Raw genomic sequence first — 20,671 nt, 5'->3', positions numbered from 1 at the left:
CGCCCGGGCCGCGGTGAGACGTCGATCTATCGGCGGTGGTTGAGCACCCCGATGAGAGTGGCGAGGTCGGCGGCGCCCACAGGGTCGTCCGCGTAGCGGGTGGTCTGCAGCGGGCCGACCTCCGGAAGGACGATGTCCTCCCGAGCCAGGACGTGGACCAGGGCCAGCAGGGCGGCGCGGGCGTTGCCGTCGGCGAAGGGGTGGAAGAACGCCACGTCCAGATAGACGCGGGCGGCGCGGGCCGCCAGTGGGAGGTCCTGGTCGGTCGTCTCGCGCAGGCAGGAGGCGAAGTCGGACTGGGTGTGCGAGGTCAGTGCGTAGCGCTCACGGCCGGCCTTCGCGTAGGCGTCGTTCACACGGAACGGTGCCGCTGCCGCACCGAGGACCTCGCGCTGCCAGCCGGCCAGCAGAGCGAAGTCCAACGGGGCCCGGCGTACGGCATCGGCGCGGGCCACGGCGTGGGCGGCGAGCAGACGCTCGGCGCGAACGGGGTCACGCCGGCGCACCGGCCCCTCGCACCACGTCCGGAACCCGTCGCGCGCAGGCGGAACCCGCCGTAGGGCCGGCGCGCTTCGCCAGTCGGTCTCACGGCGCACGCGCAGCCAGGCCGAAAGGCTGTCAGGAACGGTCATGGAGATCCTCCAGGGCCGCCCTGTCACGGTGGTCCTGGTAGGGGGCGTGGCCGGTGAGGGCAACGGCGAGGTCCTCACCGACGGATTCGATCAGGGCCGGTTCAGGGGTGACCCAGCTCCGGAACCGGCCACCGATCGCGTTCTGCACCGCTCGCCCGGCTGCGGCCCGGTCCATGCCGGTGGTGGTGAGGAACCAGGCCAGAACCATCGAGGCCTGTCCGTACCAGCCGCCCTCCGCCCCCGAGTCCAGCGCGTACGTCACGAGCCGGACGCAGGCCCGTTCCAGGTGCCAGCTGCGATCCTCGGGGGAGGCATCCGCCGGCGGCGCCAGTTCGGCGAAGCGCCGAGCCGTCCGCTCGAGCCACTCCCGCCACTCCAGCAGCGCGGCCACGGCGCGTGTTGCGGTCTCCTCCGGGGACGTCACTGAGCTCGGCCCGTCGGTCCAGCTGCCGATGGGCCCGCCGTGGCGGTAGCACCAGTTCCAGCCCCAGGCCCAGGTGCCGTACCGCTCCCGGATGATCGCTTCCACCTGGCTTTCACACCAGCGTTCGCCCGCCCACCAGCCGGCCATACCGGAGAGCACCGGTGGCACCCACTCACGGACCAGCAGACGCAGACGGGCTTCCTCGTCCTCGTCCCAGGCGAACGGGTGGCGGGCCGGGTCGAGTTCGTCCCAGTTCCACATGCCGTCATGGTTGATGCGGGGCACGCGGTTCTCGGGGAAGGGCAAGGTGTCACGGTTGTACGTCAGCTCCGGCCACTCTTCCTGTCCGATGCAGTCGGGCCATCAGTGTCGGCTCGAAGACCGTCGGGCGCGAACGGTTTTCCGGACCGGCCCCGGTGGACAGCAGGGTGGACGGGGCGTGCCGTGGTCCGGGCAGCCGTATAGGGTCCTCGCCATGACGGAGTCCTCCAGCAGCTCAACCCCACCGGGGGCGTCCGCCGACGGCGTCGTGGACGAGGCGCTCGGGGTCTTCGCCCGTGACGTGCTGGAGCTGTCCGACGGGACCATGCTGGACAGCGACTTCCACAGTCTGACGCTGCCGCTCGACGGACAGTCGGTGGACCTGCTGCTCCAGACCCAGGACCCCACCGAGGCACGGAGTCTGCTGCCCCGCCTGCGCCGGGCCGTCGAGCACCGGACGGAGCTGCGGCGCCGGGCCGTCGAGGCGGTCGTGACCACCTTCAGCACGGAGCCTCCCACGGCCGAGGACCTCGCCGAGGCGGCGGCGGACCTGCTGACGCAGGCGATCGTGGTCGACGGTACCGGTGAGGTGATCCTCCACTTCACCGACTCCTGCGGCCGGCACCTGCTGGACGGCTACTGGCCTGCGGTCCGTTTCGACGAGGCGGACGCGGTGATCGACGTGACGGTCGAGTCCTGACGACGGCTCCCGGGAGAGGGGCACGGCGGTCGGGGTGCGCCCGTGGCCCTGGGAGTTCCCGCGTGAGACACCCGGCCGTGGGCCGCTACCCGACTTTCTCACCGGACCGCAGGTGTTCCCGCAGCCACTGCTCGGTGTTGCTCACGTGCAGCAGGGCCGCCGCCTGGCTGAGGGCGGCGTCGCGCTGGGCCAGGGCCGCGAAGATCGCCTCGTGTTCGGCCAGGGTCCGGCCCGAGGCGTCGGAGTCGACCAGGCCGCGCCAGATGCGAGCGCGCAGGGTGCGGCCCGAGACGCCCTCCAGGAGGGTGAGCAGGGACTCGTTGCCGGTGGCCGAGACGACCGCGCGGTGGAAGGCGGCGTCGTGGGCGTTGAGCCGCTCCACGTCGTCGCGGGCCTCACGCATGGCCTCCAGGTGACTTTTGATCTCGGCGAGCTGCTCGTCCGTGATCCGGGTCGCGGCCAACGCGGTGGCGACCGGTTCGAGGAGCCGCCGTACCTCCATCAGGTCCCGCAGCGCGCCGGCGTCACCCTGGAGGAGTTCCACCGCCCCGCCCAGCCCCTCCAGGAGCAGGCTGGGCTGGAGGCTGGTGACGTACGTGCCGTCGCCCCGGCGTACCTCCAGGACCCGGGCGACGGCCAGCGCCTTGACGGCCTCGCGGGCGAGATTGCGGGAGAGGCCCAGCTGGGCCGCGAGATCCGGCTCCGGGGGCAGCTTCGAGCCCGGCGGCAGCGCGCCGGAGCGGATCAGCTCACGGATCTGCTCGATGGCCTTGTCCGTCAGGGACACCGCCCACTCCTTCCACCGTCGTGCTCCGTCGGCACGTCCGGCCTGATGAGGCCTCGGGCACGGAGATCGTCCCAGAGATCCTCGGGGGCGGGCCGACGGTGGAGTTCCGCGTTCCGCTCGACCTGCTGCGCGGTCCGCATGCCCAGGGTGACGTTGATGATACTGGGATGCGTGAAGGGGAAGGCGACCGCCGCCGCGGGGAGGGTGGTGCCGTGGTGTGCGCAGACGCGGGCGATCTCCAGGGCACGTGCCACCAGATCCGGCGGGGCCTCCTGGTAGTCGTACGTCAACGGTGGTGCTCTCGATCTTCCGGCGGCGCAAGGTGCCTCTCGTAGGGCCTCTCGTGGGGCCTCTCGTGGGAGGGGCCGATCAGTGTCTGAGCGATCACCCGCGGTACCCCTTCATCCGCGATCCCCTGTCATCCGCGGACCGGCGTTCACCTGCAGAGCCACCCGCCGTCGACGGGCAGGGTGCCGGCGCGCTCCTCGCTCCGGTCGGCCGCCGCCTCCCCGGTCATGGCGGCGACGAGGTCGGTGCGCGGGAGTTCGGCGACCGGTGCGGTCACGATGTGCCGGGCGTCGCGGAACACCGTGACCATGTCGCAGATCTCGTAGACCTCCTGGAGGTGGTGGCTGATGAACAGGAAGGTCACGCCCTGGCGTTGCAGGTCGCGGATCCGGTCGAAGAGCCGGTGGATCGCAGCACCGTCGAGCTGCGCGGTGGGCTCGTCGAGGACGATGAACCGGGCACCGAAGGACAGCGCGCGGGCGATCTCCACGAACTGGCCCTGTTCAACGTCGAGTTCGCCAGCCGGGGTCTGCGGGTCGACCTCCACCGACCAGGTCGCCAGGAGGTCCTGGGCGCGCCGGCGGGTGTTCCGCCAGCGGATCAGCGGGCCATGGGCCCGGTCGTGCCGGTTGAGGAAGAGGTTCTCCGCCACGGTCAGGGTGGCGATGATCGTGGACTTCTGGTAGACGCAGGCCACGCGTCGCCGCCAGCCGTCGCGGTCGGTGATCCGAGGGGCCGGACGGCCGCCGAAGGCGACCGTTCCCTCGTCCGGGGCCAGCAGTCCGGTGAGGACGGACACCAGGGTGGACTTGCCGGCGCCGTTGCGGCCGACGAGCGCGTGCGTCTCGCCCGGCCTGATGGTGATCCGGGCGCCGTCGAGGGCCACCGTGGATCCGAATCGTTTGACCAGGCCCGTCACCTCGACGACGGGCGGCTCCGCGTCTGTCATCCCCACCGCCTTGGATTCCCTACGAGTCGACATCTGCCGTCAGTCGAGGTTGTTGCCCCAGAGGGACGTGTCGTCGCTCTTGACGCTGGCGACCCCGCCGTAGGTGCCGCCGTCGGCGGTGACGAGCGGGGCGGAGAGCTGGTCCTCGAGCAGACCCGGACGGACCTGGATGATGGTGCTGTCGTGGTCGGTCCTGCCGGGCTTGAACGTCTTCCCGTCGATGGCGGCCTTGAGGTAGTACAGGGCGTACTTGGCGTAGAGGTCGGCCGGCTGGGAGACGGTGGCGTCGATCTTGCCCTCGGCGATGTCCTTGAGCTCCTCGGGGATGCCGTCGTTGGAGACCACGAACACGTGCTTCCTGTCCGTCGGACCGACCAGCAGGCCTTTCTGCTTGAGCACCTGGAGCGTGCCGGCCAGCGCGAAGCTGGACTGCATGTAGACGCCCTTGATGTCCGGGTGGGCGGTCAGGTCGGTCTGGAGCTTCTGCGCGGCCACGGCGCCGTCCCAGTTGGTGGCCTCGCCGAACACCTCGATGCCGGGGTAGTTCTTCTTCATGCACGCGTTGAACGCCTCGGTGCGGTCCCGGCCGTTGATGGAGGCCAGGTCGCCCTGGAGCATGACGACCTTGCCCTGGCCGCCGAGCTTGGTGCCGAGGTACTGGCAGGCCTTCTCGCCGTAGGCGCGGTTGTCGGCGCGGACGACCATGTAGACCTTGCCGCTGTCGGGGCGGGTGTCGACGGTGACGACCGGGATCTTCTTCGCCTCCAGCTGCGCCAGCGTCGGCGCGATGGCGGCGGTGTCCTGCGGAGCCATCGCGATGCCCCGGACGCCCTGGCTGATGAACGTCTGCGCGTCGGCGGTCAGCTTGGCGACGTCGTTCTGCGAGTTGGTGGTCTTCAGCGACAGGCCGAGCTGCTTGGCGTACTGCGGGGTGTACTTGATGTACGAGTTCCAGAAGTCGGTGTCGGACCGCGGGTAGTCGACGCCGACCAGCGGGTCGCCGCCGGACGTGGCCGCCGCGCCGGAGCCGCCGCCGCAGGCGCCGAGCAGCGTCATGGCGCTCAGTGCGGCGGCAGCGGAGATGAAGGCGTGTCTGAGTCTCATCGGTACTTCCTCACGCTGGTCCCATAGCGGGAGATGTGTCCTCTGGGCGACAACGGGCGCGTCACCTGACTCGGAGAGATGGGATGTATGTATACCGACGACCCGGGTGACCGTCCACCCCCCTCTCAGAAGATGGCTTCCAAACAGGCAATTTATCCGGTCACTCGTGGGTGTCGCGCATCCACACCCAGACAGCGACCGAAAATCCATCCCATTAATCAGGTGCAGGCCTGTTGACACCGGCGGGGCATGTGGACGAGCTTCGTCCGTAACATCCGGCGCCCGGATCTCCACCGTCCCCCCTCCTCACAGGGATGACTCCATGCCGAGTTCACTCAGCAGACGCCAGCTCCTGGCCGGTACGACGGCCGTCGTGGCGGCGGCCGTCGCCACCGATCTGTTCGCCGCCGACGGCGCCCTGGCAGCGGCGCGCGGCTACACCCCCACGTGGAGCTCCGTGAACCAGCACACCGCCTCGCCCGAGTGGTTCAAGGACGCGAAGTTCGGGATCTACTTCCACTGGGGCGTGTTCAGCGTCCCCGCGTACGACAGCGAGTGGTACCCGCGCAACATGTACGAGTCGGGCAGCAAGGCCAACCGGCACCACATCGCCACCTACGGCGACCCGGCGGCCTGGCCGTTCCACCACTTCATCGACGGCGCCGACGACCTGGCGGGCAACCACGTGGAGTTCGCGCCCAGGCTGAAGTCACAGGGCGGGAACTTCGACCCCGAGGAGTGGGCCCAGCTCTTCGTCGACGCCGGCGCCCGGTTCGCCGGCCCGGTCTCCGAGCACCACGACGGCTTCTCCATGTGGGACAGCAAGGTCAGCGAGTGGAACTCGGTGCGCAAGGGCCCCGGTCTGGACCTGCTGAAGCTGTTCCTCCACGCCATCCGGGCCAAGAACCTCAAGCTCCTGGTGGCGATGCACCACGCCTACAACTTCACCGGGTTCTACGAGTACGCGCCCGCCCAGAGCGATCCCAGCCTCCAGAAGCTGTACGGGCAGCTCGGCCCGGTCGCGGAGAACCAGCTCTGGTACGACAAACTGAAGGAGGTCATCGACCTCGCCGAGCCCGACATCCTGTGGCAGGACTGGCGGCTGGACCATGTCGACGAGACCCAGCGCCTCGCCTTCCTGTCGTACTACTACAACCAGGCGAAGAAGTGGGGCAAGGAGGTCGTCGCCACCTACAAGGACGGCTTCGACGAGCACGGCGAGGTCTACGACTTCGAGCGCGGCGGCCCGGCCGACATCACCGCGCCGTACTGGCTGACCGACGACAGCATCTCCAGCTCCAGCTGGTGCTACACCGCGGGCATCGGCTACTACTCGAAGCAGCAGATGCTGCACGCGCTGATCGACCGCGTCAGCAAGAACGGCAACATGCTGCTCAACATCGCGCCGATGGCCGACGGCACGATCCCCCAGGGCCAGCGGGACGTCCTGCTCGCCCTCGGCGACTACCTGAGGCGCCACGGCGAGTCGATCTACGACACACGGGCCTGGACGGCGTACGGCGAGGGCCCCACGAAGATGGGCGGAGGCTCCTTCACCACCCCGAGGGCCGGCACCTCGTCGGACGTCCGCTTCACCCGCGACAAGGCGAACACCACCCTGTACGCCACGGTGCTCGGCTGGCCCGGCGGCTCGCTGACGGTCAGGACCCTCGACTCCGACCGGTTCGACATCTCCTCGCTGAGGTCGGTCGAGCTGCTCGGCTCCGAGGCGGGCCGCTACATCAGCCTGGCGCCCCCCGGGCAGGACACCACCGGTCTGACGGTGACCCTGCCGCCCTCGGCGCCGTTCGACGCGGACGCCTACGTCCTGAAGCTGACCTTCGAGGGCGAGATCCCCGGTCTGCGGCCACTGGCCGGAGCCGTGGCGTTCGAGGGTGTCCACTACACACGCGGCGGTACCGTCCTGGAGGTCGGCGACTACACCGCGGACGCCCTGGCCCTGGCCGGCCTCGGCGGACGCGGCATGGCCTCGCTGCGGCCGGCCCCCGGCTACCAGGTCGTCGGCTACTCCGAGGACGGGTTCACCGGCACCTCGCGGACGTTCACCGCGGACACCGCCGACCTCGCGACCCGCACGAACCAGGTGCGGTCCCTGAAGGTGCAGTTCACCCCGGCCACGTACGTCAAGCTCCTCAACGTCACCGACGGTCTGGCCCTGGACAGCGGCGGTGACGTCGACTCCGGCTCCCCGCTCAAGCAGTGGTCCTACGACGGCAGCACCAACCTCCAGTGGCAGGCGATCGAGGTCGGCGAGGGCTACTACAAGCTGGTCAACCGCACCAACGGCATGGTCGTCGACGGCTGGGGCGCCACCTCCGACGGCTCACCCGCCCGCCAGGCCGCCTGGAACGGCGGCACCAACCAGCAGTGGCGCATCACGCACCGCGGTGACGGCCGCTACTCCCTCGCCAACCGCACGAGCGGCCTCGTCCTGGACGGCGGCGGCAACGTGCCCTCCGGCTCCGTCACCAAGCAGTGGACCTACGGCAGCAGCACCAACCTGCTGTGGACGTTCACCACGGTCTGACCTCCACCGACGAGCCCTCCGCCCGCTCAACCGCGCGCAGAGGGCTCGTCCTCGGCCCCGGCTTCCTCCCGCCGGCCCACCAAAGGCCCCCGGAGGAGGACGGCCAGGGCCTCTACGACCGGCTGATCAGCCGCAAGCCACGGCTCGTCGAGTTCGTCACGGTCGTCTCCCGCGTCGGCAACCACCTGCTCACCCTCGGCCCCAAGGCCGCGTCCTGCCGATCCCGGCCCTGAGGAACACCGTGTGCCGCGTCCATCTGCTCGACGGCTGACGCGCCCGCAACCGGCGGCACCAGGTCTTCGCGGCACGGCGCGGCAACGCATTTCATCGTTGCGCAAGCATTGACAAGCTTGCGCAACATTGCCAACCATAGGGTCACACCGTTCAGGTTTCGCCGACGTTGCGCCGACGAAGCCGCCCCAGCACCACCAAGGAAACGGAGTGGCGGCGTGGCCCCCACCTTGACCGATGTCGCGAAACGCGCGAAGGTCGCTCTCTCCACAGCCTCCCGGGCTTTCAGTGACCCGACGAGACTGGGTCCGGAGACCTTGCGCAAGGTCCTGGAAGCAGCCCGGGAGCTGGGCTACGAACCACCTCCCCCGCGGCCGGCCGAGTCGGCGTCGGACGCCCAGACCGTCGCCGTGGTCGTTCCCGACATCGCCAACCCGGTCTTCGGCACGTTCGTCAAGGCTGCCCAGACACAGGGCTGGCACAGCCGGCAGACGATCGTGCTCGCCGACACCGACTTCGACCCCGACCGGGAACGGGAGGTGATCACCCAGCTCAGCGCACGGTCGGCCGGGATCGTCGTGTGCTCACCGCGCCTGGATGCCGAGGACGTGCTGGACCTCTGCGGCGACACCCCGGTCGTCCTCGTCAACCGGGAGACGACGACAGCCGACTGCGTCCTCGCCGACGCGGGCGACGGACTGCGTCAGACCGCCGAGTACCTGGCCGCCCTGGGACACCGCCACGTCGCGTACGTGCAGGGCTCGCAGCACTCCTGGTCCAACAGCCACCGCGTCGACGTGGCCCGGGAACAGGCCGAGCGCGCCGGTCTGCGGCTGGACGTGCTCGGCTGGCAGTCCGAGACGGTGGCCGGCGGCACCGCGGCCGCCGCGGGGGTGATCGCGTCCGGCGCCACCGCCGTCATCGCGCACAACGACCTCGTCGCCCTCGGTGTCATCGCCGGAGCACGCCAACTGGGTGTGCGGGTCCCGGAGGACCTGAGTGTCGTCGGCATCGACGACATGCCGCTCGCCGCCACCGCCCACCCCGCCCTGACCACCATCGCGGTACCGATGGACCGGGCCGGCTCGCTGAGTCTGGAGCTGCTCGCCCAGTCCGCCGCCGACGACCGCCACCAGCCGCGCACCCTTCGCCTGGCCACCCAGCTCGTCGTCCGCGGCTCCACCGCCCAGGTGCCCGCCCGGACCGGCTCCGCCCTGCGGGAGCACGCATGACACGGCCGTCCGCCCCGCCCGCCGAGGAACTGACCGTCGTCGTCAGCGACCCGCACCTGCGGCGGCTGCGCGAGAGGTTCGAGGCCGCTCTGCCCGGCGGAACCGTCGTACGGTGGCCCGACCCGGCCGACACGGAAGCGGTGAAGGCGGCCGTGCGCGATGCCGACGTCCTCGTGTCGGGGGCGTGCCCGGCCGAGATCGCCGCGGCGGGCCAGGGTCTGCGTCTGGTGCACGCCGCCGGCGCGGGCGTCGACGGGATCGACGTCGGCGCGCTCGCGCCGGGCACGCTCGTCGCCAACACCCACCACCACGAGGACGCGATCGCCGAGTACGCCGTGGCCGCCGCGATCCTGCTCCGGCGCGGCTTCCTGCGCCAGGACGCGGCACTGCGCCGAGGCACCTGGGGGGAGCCCTCGTATCCGGGCCTGCTGGGCGAGGCCGTGGTCGGCTTCGTCGGCTTCGGGCACATCGGGGCCCGCGCCTGGCAGCGCTTCCGGGCCTTCGGGGCGCGGGGCGTGGCCGTCACCCGCCGGGGCGGCGTCGACGCCGTGGCCGAGCGGCTGGCCTGGGCCGGCGGCATGGACGACCTGGACGCCCTGCTGGAGACCTCCGACGTGGTCGTCGTCTCGGTACCGCTCACCGGCACGACCACCTCACTGATCGCATCGAAGGAGCTGAAGCGGATGGGAGAGTCGGCCGTACTGATCAACGTCGGCCGGGGTCCTGTCGTCGACGAGGACGCCCTGTACGCCGCCCTCCGGGACGGCGTGATCGCGGGCGCGGCCCTCGACGTCTGGTACGACTATCCGGCCGACGGGCGGACCGGCCGGCCCGGCCGGCACCCGTTCCACGAGCTGCCGAACACCCTGATGACACCGCACTCCTCGGGACTGGCCGGGCAGACCTTCGCCCGCCGCAGCGAGGACATCACCGCCAACATCCGCCGGCTGGCCGCCGGACAGAGCGTCGACAACGTGGTGGCGGTGGCCCGATGAGCGAGCACGACACCATCGTCGCCGCGGACGTCCTCGTCACCAGCCCGGGGCGCAACTTCGTCACCCTGAAGATCACCACCGCCGAGGGCCTGGTCGGCTGGGGCGACGCCACCCTCAACGGCCGTGAACTCGCCGTGGCCTCCTACCTCCGCGACCACGTCGCCCCGCTGCTCGTCGGGCGTGACCCGGCCCGTATCGAGGACACCTGGCAGTACCTGTACCGCGGCGTGTACTGGCGGCGCGGGCCGGTGACCATGACCGCGATCGGCGCGGTGGACCTGGCCCTGTGGGACATCAAGGGCAAGGCCACCGGCCAGCCCGTCTACCAACTGCTCGGCGGCGCCGTCCGGGACCGTGTCCTGACGTACACCCACGCCACCGGCTGGGACGTTCCGCGCCTGCTCGACTCCGTCGACGCCCAGCGCGAGCGCGGCTTCCTGGCGGTCCGTGCCCAGATGGGTGTCCCGGGCCTCGACACGGTCTACGGCGTCTCCGAGAAGGGCGCGGGCTACGAGCCGGCCGGCCGGGGCACCGCTCCCGCCGAGGAGGTGTGGGACACCGCCGCGTACCTGCGGCACGCCCCGGGCGCCCTCGCGGCGGTCCGCGACCACGTGGGCCCCGGCCTGCACCTCCTGCACGACTCCCACCACCGGCTCACCCCGAACGAGGCGGCCCGGCTGGGCCGTGCCGTGGAGGAGGTGGACCTGTTCTGGCTGGAGGACGTCACCCCGGCCGAGAACCAGGAGGTCCTGCGCCATGTGCGCCGGCACACCACCACCCCGCTCGCGATCGGAGAGGTCTTCAACACCGTCTGGGAGTGCCAGTCCCTCATCACCGAGCAGCTGATCGACTACGTCCGCACCTGTGTCACGCACGCGGGCGGCATCAGCAGTCTGCGGCGGATCGCCGCGCTCGCCGACGTGTGGCAGGTCAAGCTCGGCCCGCACGGCCCCTCCGACGTCTCGCCGGTGGCGCTCGCCGCGTCCCTGCATGTCGGCCTCTCCACGCCGAACTTCGCCATCCAGGAGTACATGGGCTACGAGCCACTGGTCCACGAGGTGTTCCGGCACGACTGGAGCTACGCCGACGGCCATCTGCACCCGGGGGACGCGCCGGGTCTCGGTGTCGACGTCGACGAGTCACTGGCCGCCCGGTTCCCGTACGAAGCCGCCTACCTGCCGGTCGCCCGGCGCCGCGACGGCTCGATGACGGACTGGTGAGATGACGACCACCTGCCTTCCCCGCCTGAACGCCCGGGCCACCCCCGCGAGTTCGCTGATGCACGGGCGTACGCTCACCGAGACCGGGATCGTCCATCTGGGCCTGGGCAACTTCCACCGCGCCCACCAGGCGGTCTACACCGCCACCGCGCTGGACCACGCCGACGGCCCGTGGGGGATCCTCGGCGTGGCGAGCCGCTCGGCCGCGGTGGCCGACGCCCTGCGCGCCCAGGACTTCCGCTACTCCGTGGTGGAGATCGCACCGGGCGGCGCACGGGTCGTCGTACCCGCCGTGCACACCGGCGCGCTCGTCGCCGCGCACCACCCCGAGGCCGTCGTCGACGCCCTCGCCGCCCCGGCCACCCGGATCGTCTCCCTCACCGTCACCGAGCACGGCTACACCTTCTCGCCCCGCACCGGCCACCTCGAACTCGACCACCCGGGTGTGCGGGCCGACCTGCGGGGGAACGCCCCGCCGCGGACCGTGATCGGGCAGATCGTCCGCGGGTTGCAGCGGCGCGTGCGCCGGCACCCGACGCCCGTGACCGTGCTCAGTTGCGACAACCTCGCCGGCAACGGGCACCAGACGGCCCGGCTGGTCCGTGAGTTCGTGGCGGCCCTGCCCTCCGGTGAGGGCGACGAACTCGCCGCCTGGCTGGACGAGGCGGTGGCCTTCCCCAACACCATGGTCGACCGGATCGTCCCGGCCACCACGGACGCCGAGCGGGCGGCCGTGGCCGACCGGCTCGGGCTGCGCGACGACGTCCCCGTCCCGGCGGAACCGTTCACCATGTGGGTGCTGGAAGACCGCTTCCCGGCGGGCCGGCCCGCCTGGGAGCACGCGGGAGCTCTGTTCACCGGGGACGTCGAGCCGTACGAACTGCTCAAGCTGCGGCTGCTGAACGGCACCCACTCGCTCATCGCCTACCTCGGCGCGCTCGACGGCCGGGCCACCATCCCCGACGCGATCGCCCGGCCCTTCGTCGCCGACGCCGCACGCCGTGTGCTGCACGACGAGTACCTGCCGAGTCTGACCGTGCCCGAGGACATCGACCTCGACGCGTACGTGGCACAGCTCTTCGAGCGCTGGGCCAACTCCGCGCTGGGTCATCGCACGCAACAGGTCGGCTCGGACGGCTCCGTCAAACTCCGCCAGCGTGTTCCGGAGCCCGCGCTGCGGCAGCTGCGCGCCGGACGGGTTCCCCACCATCTCGCCCTCACCGTCGCCGCGTACCTGTGCTGCATGGCCCCGCCGTCCGGCTTCGACGCCGGACCGCACGCGGCCGCCATGTCCGACCCGGCCCGCGGCGAACTGCGGGAGGCGGCCCGACGCACCCCGTCGGTACGGGACTTCGTGGCCACCGTCCTCGACGGCGGTCTGCTCGGGGACCGGCTCGCCGAACACCCCGTCTTCACCGACCGGGTCGCCGAACTCATCGGCCTCCTCACCCGGCACGGCACCGCCGCCGCGGTCACCGACGCGGCCCGGGCCGCCGACGCGGAGGCGCCGCCCGCCACCTGACACCCCCAGCCCGCACCCGGCACACCTCACAAGGATGTGAGACCCATGAGCATCCCCCTCCCCCTCCCCGCCCTCACCAGAGCCGCCGTCCTGCACGGCCCCGAGGACCTCCGCATCGAGGAGATACCGCTGCGGCCGCCCGGCCCCGGCGAGGTGCTCGTCGAAGTCGACGCCGTGGGCGTCTGCGGCTCGGACATGCACTACTACGCCCAGGGCCGCAACGGCGCCAACCAGCTCCGCGCACCGACCGTCCTCGGCCACGAAGCCTCCGGTACGGTCGTGGCGGCCGGCCCGGGGACGGACCTGGAGGCCGGCACACGGGTCGCGATCGAGCCCGCCGTCGGCTGCGGCGCCTGCGCCACCTGCCGCTCGGGCCGGTACAACCTCTGTCCGGCCGGCACCTGCCTCGGCTCGCCCCCGACCCACGGCGTGCTCGCCAGCCATGTCGTCGTACCCGCCCGTGCGCTCCACCGGCTGCCCGCCGCCGTACCCCTCGAACTGGGCGCGCTCATCGAGCCGCTGGCCGTCGCGGTGTGGGCCGTGCAGCGGGCCGAGATCGCCGTCGGACACCGGGTCCTGGTCACCGGGGCGGGGCCGATCGGCATCCTGGTGGCGCAGGTGGCGCGAGCCGCGGGCGCCGCCGAGGTGATCGTGACGGACGTCAACGACGCCCGCCTGGCGCAGGCCCGCAAGCTGGGCGCCACGCAGGTCGTCAACACCGCCGCGCAGGACCTCGCCCTCGCCGACGTGGACCGTCTGGTGGAGTGTTCGGCCCACCCCGCCGCCCTGTGGCAGGGCATCCGCACCCTCAAACCCGCCGCCCGGGCGACCGTGGTCGGCCAGGCCGCGCCCGCCGTCGACGGGCTGCCGCTGGCGCATCTCCAGCGCTGGGAGATCGACCTGGTCACCGCCTTCCGCTACGCCCACGCCTTCCCCACGGCGCTGGCCCTGGCCGCCGACGGCCGCGTCGATCTGACGACGCTGCTCACCGGCCGCTTCCCGCTCGACCGCGCCGCCGAGGCGCTGCGCGCCCCCGTTCTGGACCCGGCCCACCTCAAGGTCGTGATCCGCCCCGCCGACGCGTCGCTCTGACCGCGCCGACGCCTTCTCTCGCCGCCCCAGCGAGATCCACGCGCCGCCAACTCGGCGTTTTCTCCCCCTACTTCCGCTTCGCCGTACCTCTACGTCCCCCACCGTGCAGAGGACCATCCCGTTCAAGGAGGCATGGCCGATGGACACTCCCACCGGATCCCTGACGAGTGACACCACCCCACCCGCTCCCACCGAGGCCGCCCCCGCCGACCCCCGCGCCGTCCGCCGCGCGGCCTGGGCGGGCCTCATCGGCACGGCTCTCGAGCAGTACGACTTCGTCATCTACGGCACCGCGTCGGCGCTCGTCTTCGGCGAGCTGTTCTTCCCCGGCGCCACACCCGCGGTCGCCCTGCTGGCCAGCTTCGCCGCCTACGCCGTGGGCTTCGCGGCCCGGCCCCTCGGCGGACTGTTCTTCTCCCGCTTCGGCGACCGGCTCGGCCGCAAGTGGATCCTCATCACCACCCTGTTCCTGATGGGCGGTTCCACCTTCGCCATCGGGCTGCTGCCCACGTACACCCAGGTCGGCGTCCTGGCCCCCGCGCTGCTCGTGCTGTGCCGGTTCTTCCAGGGCTTCGGCGCCGGAGCCGAACAGTCCGGCGGAGCCACCCTCCTCACCGAGACCGCCGTGACCGGACGACGGGGCCGGCTCGCCGCCCTGGTGATGACCGGCGCCGCACTCGGCACCGTGCTGGGCGCGGTCGCCTGGATCCTCGTCCAGACCCTGCCCGACGAGCAGTTGATGAGCTGGGGCTGGCGCCTGGTGTTCGCCAGCAGTCTGCTGGTCACCGTCGCCGCCGTGGTCATCCGGCGCAAGCTCGCCGAGAGCCCGGTCTTCCAGGACCTCAAGCGCCGCCAGGAGATGCCCGAGTCCCCGGTGGGCGAGGTGTTCCGGCACGGCCGCAAGCCGATGCTGCTGGTCCTGTTCATGAACGTCGGCATCAGCGCCCAGTCGTACACCTACCAGGTCTTCATGGCCTCGTACCTGGTCACCACGGTCGGGGTAGACGCCTCCTTCGTGCCGAAGGTCCTGATGATCGGAGCCGCCTGCGGCGGTCTCGCCGCCATCGGGTTCGGCATCCTGTCCGACCGCGTCGGCCGCAAGCCCGTCTACACCTCGATCCTCACGGCTCTCGTGCTGCTGCCCGGCCCCTCCTTCATCGCCCTGAACACCGGGTCGCCGGTGGCCATCGTGGTGACCATGATCCTCGGCTTCGTGCTGGCCGGGCAGGGCGCGGTCGGCGTCCAGATGAGCTACTTCCCGGAGCTGTTCGGCACCCGCTACCGCTACGCCGGCGTCACCCTGGGCCGGGAGTTCTCCTCCGTGCTCGGCGGTGGTGTCGCCCCGCTGATCTGCGCCTCCCTGCTCACCGCGTTCTCCGGCTCCTGGCTCCCGGTGGCGGCCTACATGACCCTGATGATGGTCATCAGCCTGATCGCGGCCCTGATGGCCCCGGAGACCCGCAACCGCGACCTGACCGACCCCGCCGACGCGACCGCCCCGGCCCTCGCCCCGGCCAGGGCCTCCGGGAGCACCTCGTGACGAGCCCCTCGACCGAGCGGATCCCGCTCTCCGACGCGCTGCGGCGCACGGCCGTGGTGGCCGTGCTCAGAGCCGACTCCCCACGGCATGTCGGCTCCGTGGCCCGGACTCTCGCCGAGGCGGGCGTCGTCTGCCTCGAACTGACCCTCACCACGCCGGGCGCCCTGGACGCGCTGGAGTCGCTGCGCAAGGACCTCGGTGACGCGGTGGACGTCGGGATGGGCAGCGTACGGTCCGCCGAGGAGGCGCGCCGCAGCCTCGACGCCGGCGCCGGGTTCCTCGTCTCGCCGGGCTTCCAGGCCGATGTCGTGGCTCTGGCCCTGGCCGCGGGGGTGCCCGTCTGTCCGGGCGGGCTCACTCCGACCGAGCTCGCCTCGGCCTGGGACGCCGGCGCGTCGGCGGTCAAGCTGTTCCCCGCCTCCACCGTCGGCCCCGCCCATCTGGCGGCGTTCCGCGGACCGTATCCGGAGGTGGCGGTGATGCCCACGGGCGGTATCGCCATCGACGACATCCCGGCCTGGATCCGCGCGGGCGCGCAGGCGGTCGGCCTCGGCGGTCCGCTGATCCGGGACGCCCTGTCCGGCGGCGACCTGACGGACCTGGCAGGCCGGGCCCGGCGGGCCCTGGAGGCGGTCGCGGGAGCCCGCTCATGAGCGACGGCCGGGTCGTCACCCTGGGCGAGACGATGGGCCTGCTGGCCGCCACGACCGTCGGGCATCTCCCGCACGTGCCGTACATGGCGCTGGGCATCGGCGGCGCGGAGAGCAACGTCGCCGTCGCCCTGGCCCGGCTGGGCACCCCGGTGACCTGGCTCGGCCGGGTCGGCGCGGACTCCGTGGGCGACCGGGTGGTGCGCGAGCTGACCGCCGAGGGGATCGACGTCCGTGCCGTACGCGACGCGGGCGCCCCGACGGGCCTCATGCTCAAGGAGCGGCTGCCCGGCGGGGCGGTCAAGGTCTGGTACTACCGGGCCGGCGCGGCCGGTTCCCGGCTGGCTCCGGCGGACGTCGACGTCCCGCTCGTCGCCGGGGCGCGGCTGCTGCACGTCACCGGCATCACCCCGGCGCTGGGCGAGTCGGCCGCGGCGGCGGTCTCGTACGCCGTGGACGTGGCCCGCTCGCACGGGGTGACGGTGTCGGTCGACGTCAACCACCGGTCCGCGCTGTGGCCGCCCGAACGGGCGGCTCCGGCCCTGCGTGACCTGGTCGCCCGGGCTGATCTGGTGTTCGCGGGCGACGACGAGGCCGCCCTCGTCACCGGCGGCGAACCCACCGGCCGGACACCGGAGGAACTCGCCGCGTCCCTCACCGCCCTGGGCCCCGCCACCGCGGTGATCAAGCTCGGCGCCGAGGGAGCACTGGCCCTGGTGGACGGTGTCGCGCACCGCCGGGCCGCCGTCCCGGTACAGGTGCTCGACCCGGTCGGTGCGGGGGACGCGTTCGTCGGCGCGTACCTGAGCGAACTCGTCGCGGGCGCCGACGCCCGGCGATGCCTCGACACGGCCGCACTCGCCGGGGCCCTGCTGTGCACGGTCCCCGGCGACTGGGAGGGCATGCCGACGCGGGCGGTGCTCGACGGGTGGACGGAGGGGAGGGACGTGGTGCGCTGAGGAGCAGGGCAGCCCCGGCTCGTCAGGGGGGAGACTCCGTCGGCCACTTGGCCTCCGGAGTACGAGGACGAGCAAGGGGCGGCTGCGTGATCATTCCACTGCTTCGGGGATCACCGCCACCACGAAGGCAGTTCCAGGCAAGTGGGTCACTGCGCGGGGAATCTCGTCGGAGTCTCGGGTAACCGCCCAGCACCTGGCGCCGCCGACCCATGTCGGCTCGGACGTCACGTTCCGAGCGGTGCCCGAGGCCGGGGACAGGCCGCCGTCCAGCCAGTTGGGCGGCCGCGCCGCCCAACGATCAGGAAAGAACGCGATGTAGTCCGAAGAACTACTATTCGGCGTAGAGTTCCGGGGTGAGTGGGCGATGTAGTAAATGTCGCCTTCACCACCGCACGCCCACGCCCGCGTTCCCACGGCCTGAGGGCATGCCGGATGAGCGCAGCAGGGGGCGGAATGTCAGTGGTGAAGTCGGGGATCAGGCGACTCCTTTCCCGTACGGGATTCGACATCGTGCGCAGCACCAACAGCCGGGACGGCGTGGACGACTTCATCCCGTTCGAGGCAACGATGCGGGCGGCACGGGCGGCTGGACTGTCGGTCGGCGACTACATCGACGAGGTCATGAACGGGACGCCCGGCGCCACCCAGTCCACCATCGACGAACTGCGCGCGCTCGGCGTCTTCGCCGCCGGGCCGAACACGGTGCTGGAGATCGGCCCCGGCTCCGGACGGTATCTGGAGAAGACGCTGAAGGAGTGCTCACCCGACCGCTACGAGATCTACGAGACCGCGACACCCTGGGCCGACCACCTCGTGAGCACATTCGGCGTGGTGGCCCGACCGACCGCGGGATGCAGTCTCGCGCCGACCCCCGACGCCAGTGTCGACCTCGTCCAGGCCCACAAGGTCTTCAACACCGTGACCTTCCTCTTCGCCTCCCGCTACTTCTTCGAGATGGCCCGCGTCACGCGCCCCGGTGGCCGGATCGTCTTCGACGTCATGACGGAGACCTGCCTGGACCCGGACACGATGCGCACCTGGGCGACCAAGGGCGGCGAGGGACACGGCTCCTACCCGGCCGCCATGCCTCGCCGCACCTGCGTGGACCTCTTCGAGTCCCTCGGCTGCAGCCTGGAGGCCGGCTTCCTCGCCCCCATGGGCGTCGCCTCCACCGAGGTCCTCGTCTTCAGGAAGAGGGCCTGACCCCGCGATGACCGGGTTCGGCGAGGGGTGATCACCGAGGGAACTCAGCCCTACTTCTGTTTGTAGAGTTCGAGGTCCTTGTTGACGAACAGCTGCACATAGCCGCAGTTCCAGCAGATCAGGCCGGTTGCCGACTCGTTCGCCCACCCCAGGCTCATGAACTCCATGCCGGAGCTGTTGAGCTTCACCTCACGGTCCCTGAACAGGTCGCCCTGACAGAAGGTGCATGTGATCCATACACCTCCGACAGCCGCGCGAACAGGCTTGGCCATACTTCCACCTTTCCTATGAACCGCCGCGATAGAGGGCCGACGGCACAGTGACCCGTCGGCAGGCTCTCGCCCCGCCGCCACACGGAGCCGACGATGTCATCGGTGAGCAACGTGGTGAAGCCCAGATCCCCCCCCACACACCGTATTGCTCCGCGGCGGCGAGCGTGGCCGTGAAGATCTCCCCGAGCATCGCGAACACAGTGCGGGGCGACCCGGACACCCCCTCTACCGGCTCATCTCCCGAGGAGAGGTCGATCTGGACCTGACGCCGACGGTGAGGCATGCGCACCCTGCCCTCCCGCTCGCCCACCAGGGCCATCAGCGAGCAAGCAACGTTCACATTACGAACATGCCGTTCATGGATCCAGCTCAGCGACGGCGGCCCGCCACACCTCTCTCCATCGAGAAAACTGAATGATCGCAACGGCCTTGATCTGCCATGCCTGAGCCTTGACGGCCCCTTGGGCCCGTGTCACACTTCAAAAAATTCGGGCATGGCGTTCATTATGCGAACACTCTGCGTGTGTTACCCTCGCTGTTCTTGTCCAGCGTTCCTCCCGGGGTGTTCGTCCAGGAAGGACCCTGTGGTGACGACTGTAAGTAATCCCAACGCCGTACGGGAGCAGGTCCCCGGCGGGGTCGACAAGAGGCGCTTCCTCCTCAAGCTGACCGGCGTCACCGCGGGCGGCATGTTCATCGACGGATATGTGCTCGGCATCATCGGCGCCGCCATCGGTGCCGCCACCGACGAGTTCCGGATGTCGCTGCTGTGGGAGGGCCTGATCGGGGCAGCCGCCCTGATCGGCATCTTCGTCGGGGGTCCGCTCGGCGGCTGGCTCGCCGACAAGTTCGGCCGCAAACCACTGTTCACGTTCGACCTGGCGCTCTTCCTGGTCGCGTCGGCCCTCCAGTTCTTCGTCGACTCCTCCTGGCAGCTCTTCGCGGTACGGCTGCTGATGGGCCTCGCGGTCGGAGCCGAGTACTCGGTGGGCTGGCCCCTGCTCTCCGAGTTCGCCCCGGCCCGTCTGCGCGGGAGGATCATGTCCTTCTCGGAGGTCGCCTGGTACGTCGGCTTCATGGTCGCCTTCATCGTCGGCTACGTTCTGAGCACCGTGTTCTCTCTCGACTGGCGCCTCGTCCTCGGATCGAGCACGGTGCCGGCGGTGATCCTTTTCATCGCCCGGCTGGGCATGCCCGAGTCGCCGCGCTGGCTGATGAACCAGGGCCGGACCGACGAGGCCCGGCAGATCGCCGAGACCTATCTCGAGGAGCCGGCCGACACCCTCGACACCACCCGGGAACCCGCCCGCAAGGGCACCTTCGGGATGCTGTTCTCGCCGGACTACCGGCGCGCCACGATCTTCATCTGCGTGTTCTGGTTCTGTGCCGTCACGCCGTACTTCGCCATCGCCACCTTTGCTGCCGACGTGCTTTCCGCCTACGGTCTCGGCGACGGATTCGGCGGGGCCATCGGCGTGAACGGGCTCGCCGTCGCGGGGGTCGTGGTCTCGCTCGTGCTCATCGACCGGATCGGCCGCCGCAGGCTCACCGTCCCTGGGCAGTGGTTCTGTGCCGCCGTCCTCGCGATCATCGGACTGTGGAGCGGTGCCCCGGCCGCCGTCGCGCTGACCTGCTTCCTCGTCTTCGCCTTCGCCAACTCCATGTACACGGCTCTGACCGGCGTGTACCCGGGCGAGATCTTCCCCACCGAGATCCGCGGCATCGGCACCGGGTTCGCCACCGCCTTCAGTCGGGTCGGCGCCGCCCTGGGTACCTTCGCCCTCCCCTGGTCGATGGAACACCTCGGTTCCGGGCCGAGCATGCTCATCGCCGCGGGTGTCTGCGTCGTGGGCGCCGCGGTGTCCCAGGTGCTGGCACCGGAGACCATGGGCCTCAGTCTGAGCGAGACCTCCGCCCCGCACCGGGCATAGCCCCGCCCTCCTGAGCCGACGCGGTGCCTCCGTCGGCGGTGGCACGTGCCTCTCCCCTCGCGCGTCGCCGCCGGGAGGGGCACCACAGCCGTGTCCGGAGGCCGTCGGAGCGATCGGCCGTCGCGGACCGA

Annotated in this window: 18 protein-coding genes and 2 pseudogenes; 13 read left to right on the top strand and 7 right to left on the bottom strand. The window is 71.2% G+C overall.

The window, feature by feature from the left end:
• Positions 1-26: 26 nt before the first annotated feature.
• Together ABZ490_RS13960 and ABZ490_RS13955 are read right to left on the bottom strand one after the other, a co-directional pair.
• Complete coding sequence (locus tag ABZ490_RS13960) at positions 27-632, bottom strand: Fic family protein (protein ID WP_358988922.1); 606 nt, start codon at positions 630-632, stop codon at positions 27-29.
• Positions 619-1,362 (bottom strand): hypothetical protein, encoded by a 744-nt coding sequence (locus ABZ490_RS13955; RefSeq protein ID WP_358988920.1) that lies wholly within the window; start codon positions 1,360-1,362, stop codon positions 619-621. Before ABZ490_RS13955 ends, ABZ490_RS13960 begins: the two co-directional genes overlap by 14 nt.
• A 169-nt stretch (positions 1,363-1,531) precedes the next feature.
• Between ABZ490_RS13955 and ABZ490_RS13950 the strand changes: the two genes are divergently transcribed.
• Complete coding sequence (locus tag ABZ490_RS13950) at positions 1,532-2,017, top strand: hypothetical protein (protein WP_358988918.1); 486 nt, start codon at positions 1,532-1,534, stop codon at positions 2,015-2,017.
• Between the two features lie 85 nt (positions 2,018-2,102).
• Here ABZ490_RS13950 and ABZ490_RS13945 read toward each other — a convergent pair whose 3' ends face one another.
• The 4 genes and pseudogenes from ABZ490_RS13945 to ABZ490_RS13930 form a co-directional block, all read right to left on the bottom strand.
• Positions 2,103-2,804: a FadR/GntR family transcriptional regulator gene (locus ABZ490_RS13945; RefSeq protein ID WP_358988917.1), complete on the bottom strand. Its 702-nt coding sequence runs from the start codon at positions 2,802-2,804 to the stop codon at positions 2,103-2,105.
• Positions 2,795-3,094: pseudogene (locus tag ABZ490_RS13940) on the bottom strand (aldo/keto reductase); the annotation flags it as partial. The gene ABZ490_RS13945 and the pseudogene ABZ490_RS13940, both read right to left, overlap by 10 nt.
• A 176-nt stretch (positions 3,095-3,270) precedes the next feature.
• Positions 3,271-4,041 (bottom strand): annotated as a pseudogene (locus ABZ490_RS13935) (ATP-binding cassette domain-containing protein); the annotation flags it as partial.
• Between the two features lie 39 nt (positions 4,042-4,080).
• A complete protein-coding gene (locus ABZ490_RS13930; protein ID WP_358988914.1) occupies positions 4,081-5,145 on the bottom strand; it encodes a sugar ABC transporter substrate-binding protein in 1,065 nt (354 codons plus the stop codon).
• Between the two features lie 322 nt (positions 5,146-5,467).
• Here ABZ490_RS13930 and ABZ490_RS13925 point away from each other — a divergent pair, with 322 nt between their 5' ends.
• The 11 genes from ABZ490_RS13925 to ABZ490_RS13875 all read left to right on the top strand — a co-directional run bounded on the left by ABZ490_RS13925 (position 5,468) and on the right by ABZ490_RS13875 (position 18,337).
• A complete protein-coding gene (locus tag ABZ490_RS13925; RefSeq protein WP_358988912.1) occupies positions 5,468-7,693 on the top strand; it encodes an alpha-L-fucosidase in 2,226 nt (741 codons plus the stop codon).
• The gene (locus ABZ490_RS13920; RefSeq protein WP_358988910.1) at positions 7,672-7,926 is read left to right on the top strand and encodes a hypothetical protein; all 255 of its coding nucleotides are present in this window, start codon (positions 7,672-7,674) and stop codon (positions 7,924-7,926) included. The genes ABZ490_RS13925 and ABZ490_RS13920 overlap by 22 nt, the downstream gene beginning before the upstream one ends.
• Before the next feature lie 216 nt (positions 7,927-8,142).
• Complete coding sequence (locus tag ABZ490_RS13915; RefSeq protein ID WP_358988908.1) at positions 8,143-9,156, top strand: LacI family DNA-binding transcriptional regulator; 1,014 nt, start codon at positions 8,143-8,145, stop codon at positions 9,154-9,156.
• Positions 9,153-10,151 (top strand): 2-hydroxyacid dehydrogenase, encoded by a 999-nt coding sequence (locus tag ABZ490_RS13910; protein ID WP_358988906.1) that lies wholly within the window; start codon positions 9,153-9,155, stop codon positions 10,149-10,151. Before ABZ490_RS13915 ends, ABZ490_RS13910 begins: the two co-directional genes overlap by 4 nt.
• Positions 10,148-11,371: a D-mannonate dehydratase ManD gene (gene manD, locus ABZ490_RS13905; protein WP_358988904.1), complete on the top strand. Its 1,224-nt coding sequence runs from the start codon at positions 10,148-10,150 to the stop codon at positions 11,369-11,371. Before ABZ490_RS13910 ends, manD begins: the two co-directional genes overlap by 4 nt.
• Before the next feature lies 1 nt (position 11,372).
• Positions 11,373-12,893 (top strand): mannitol dehydrogenase family protein, encoded by a 1,521-nt coding sequence (locus ABZ490_RS13900; RefSeq protein ID WP_358988902.1) that lies wholly within the window; start codon positions 11,373-11,375, stop codon positions 12,891-12,893.
• 45 nt (positions 12,894-12,938) lie between these two features.
• Positions 12,939-13,985: an NAD(P)-dependent alcohol dehydrogenase gene (locus tag ABZ490_RS13895; protein WP_358988900.1), complete on the top strand. Its 1,047-nt coding sequence runs from the start codon at positions 12,939-12,941 to the stop codon at positions 13,983-13,985.
• 139 nt (positions 13,986-14,124) lie between these two features.
• On the top strand, positions 14,125-15,525 hold the full coding sequence (locus ABZ490_RS13890) for an MFS transporter (protein WP_358988898.1): 1,401 nt from the start codon (positions 14,125-14,127) through the stop codon (positions 15,523-15,525).
• Positions 15,522-16,178, top strand: a complete 657-nt coding sequence (locus ABZ490_RS13885; protein ID WP_358988895.1) for a bifunctional 4-hydroxy-2-oxoglutarate aldolase/2-dehydro-3-deoxy-phosphogluconate aldolase — start codon at positions 15,522-15,524, stop codon at positions 16,176-16,178. Before ABZ490_RS13890 ends, ABZ490_RS13885 begins: the two co-directional genes overlap by 4 nt.
• Positions 16,175-17,134, top strand: a complete 960-nt coding sequence (locus tag ABZ490_RS13880; RefSeq protein WP_358988893.1) for a sugar kinase — start codon at positions 16,175-16,177, stop codon at positions 17,132-17,134. The genes ABZ490_RS13885 and ABZ490_RS13880 overlap by 4 nt, the downstream gene beginning before the upstream one ends.
• 453 nt (positions 17,135-17,587) lie before the next feature.
• Positions 17,588-18,337: a methyltransferase domain-containing protein gene (locus ABZ490_RS13875; protein ID WP_358988891.1), complete on the top strand. Its 750-nt coding sequence runs from the start codon at positions 17,588-17,590 to the stop codon at positions 18,335-18,337.
• Positions 18,338-18,387: 50 nt separating this feature from the next.
• Here the strand turns inward: ABZ490_RS13875 and ABZ490_RS13870 are convergent, their stop codons facing one another.
• Positions 18,388-18,525, bottom strand: a complete 138-nt coding sequence (locus tag ABZ490_RS13870) for a hypothetical protein (RefSeq protein WP_358988889.1) — start codon at positions 18,523-18,525, stop codon at positions 18,388-18,390.
• 671 nt (positions 18,526-19,196) lie between these two features.
• Here ABZ490_RS13870 and ABZ490_RS13865 point away from each other — a divergent pair.
• Positions 19,197-20,540, top strand: a complete 1,344-nt coding sequence (locus ABZ490_RS13865) for an MFS transporter (RefSeq protein WP_358988887.1) — start codon at positions 19,197-19,199, stop codon at positions 20,538-20,540.
• Positions 20,541-20,671 lie beyond the last annotated feature (131 nt).

The sequence above is a fragment of the Streptomyces sp. NPDC005811 genome, from assembly GCF_040630405.1.
GTDB lineage: Bacteria > Actinomycetota > Actinomycetes > Streptomycetales > Streptomycetaceae > Streptomyces.
The sequence above is the reverse complement of the archived record's forward strand: the minus strand, read 5'-3'. Positions and strand labels throughout refer to the sequence as shown.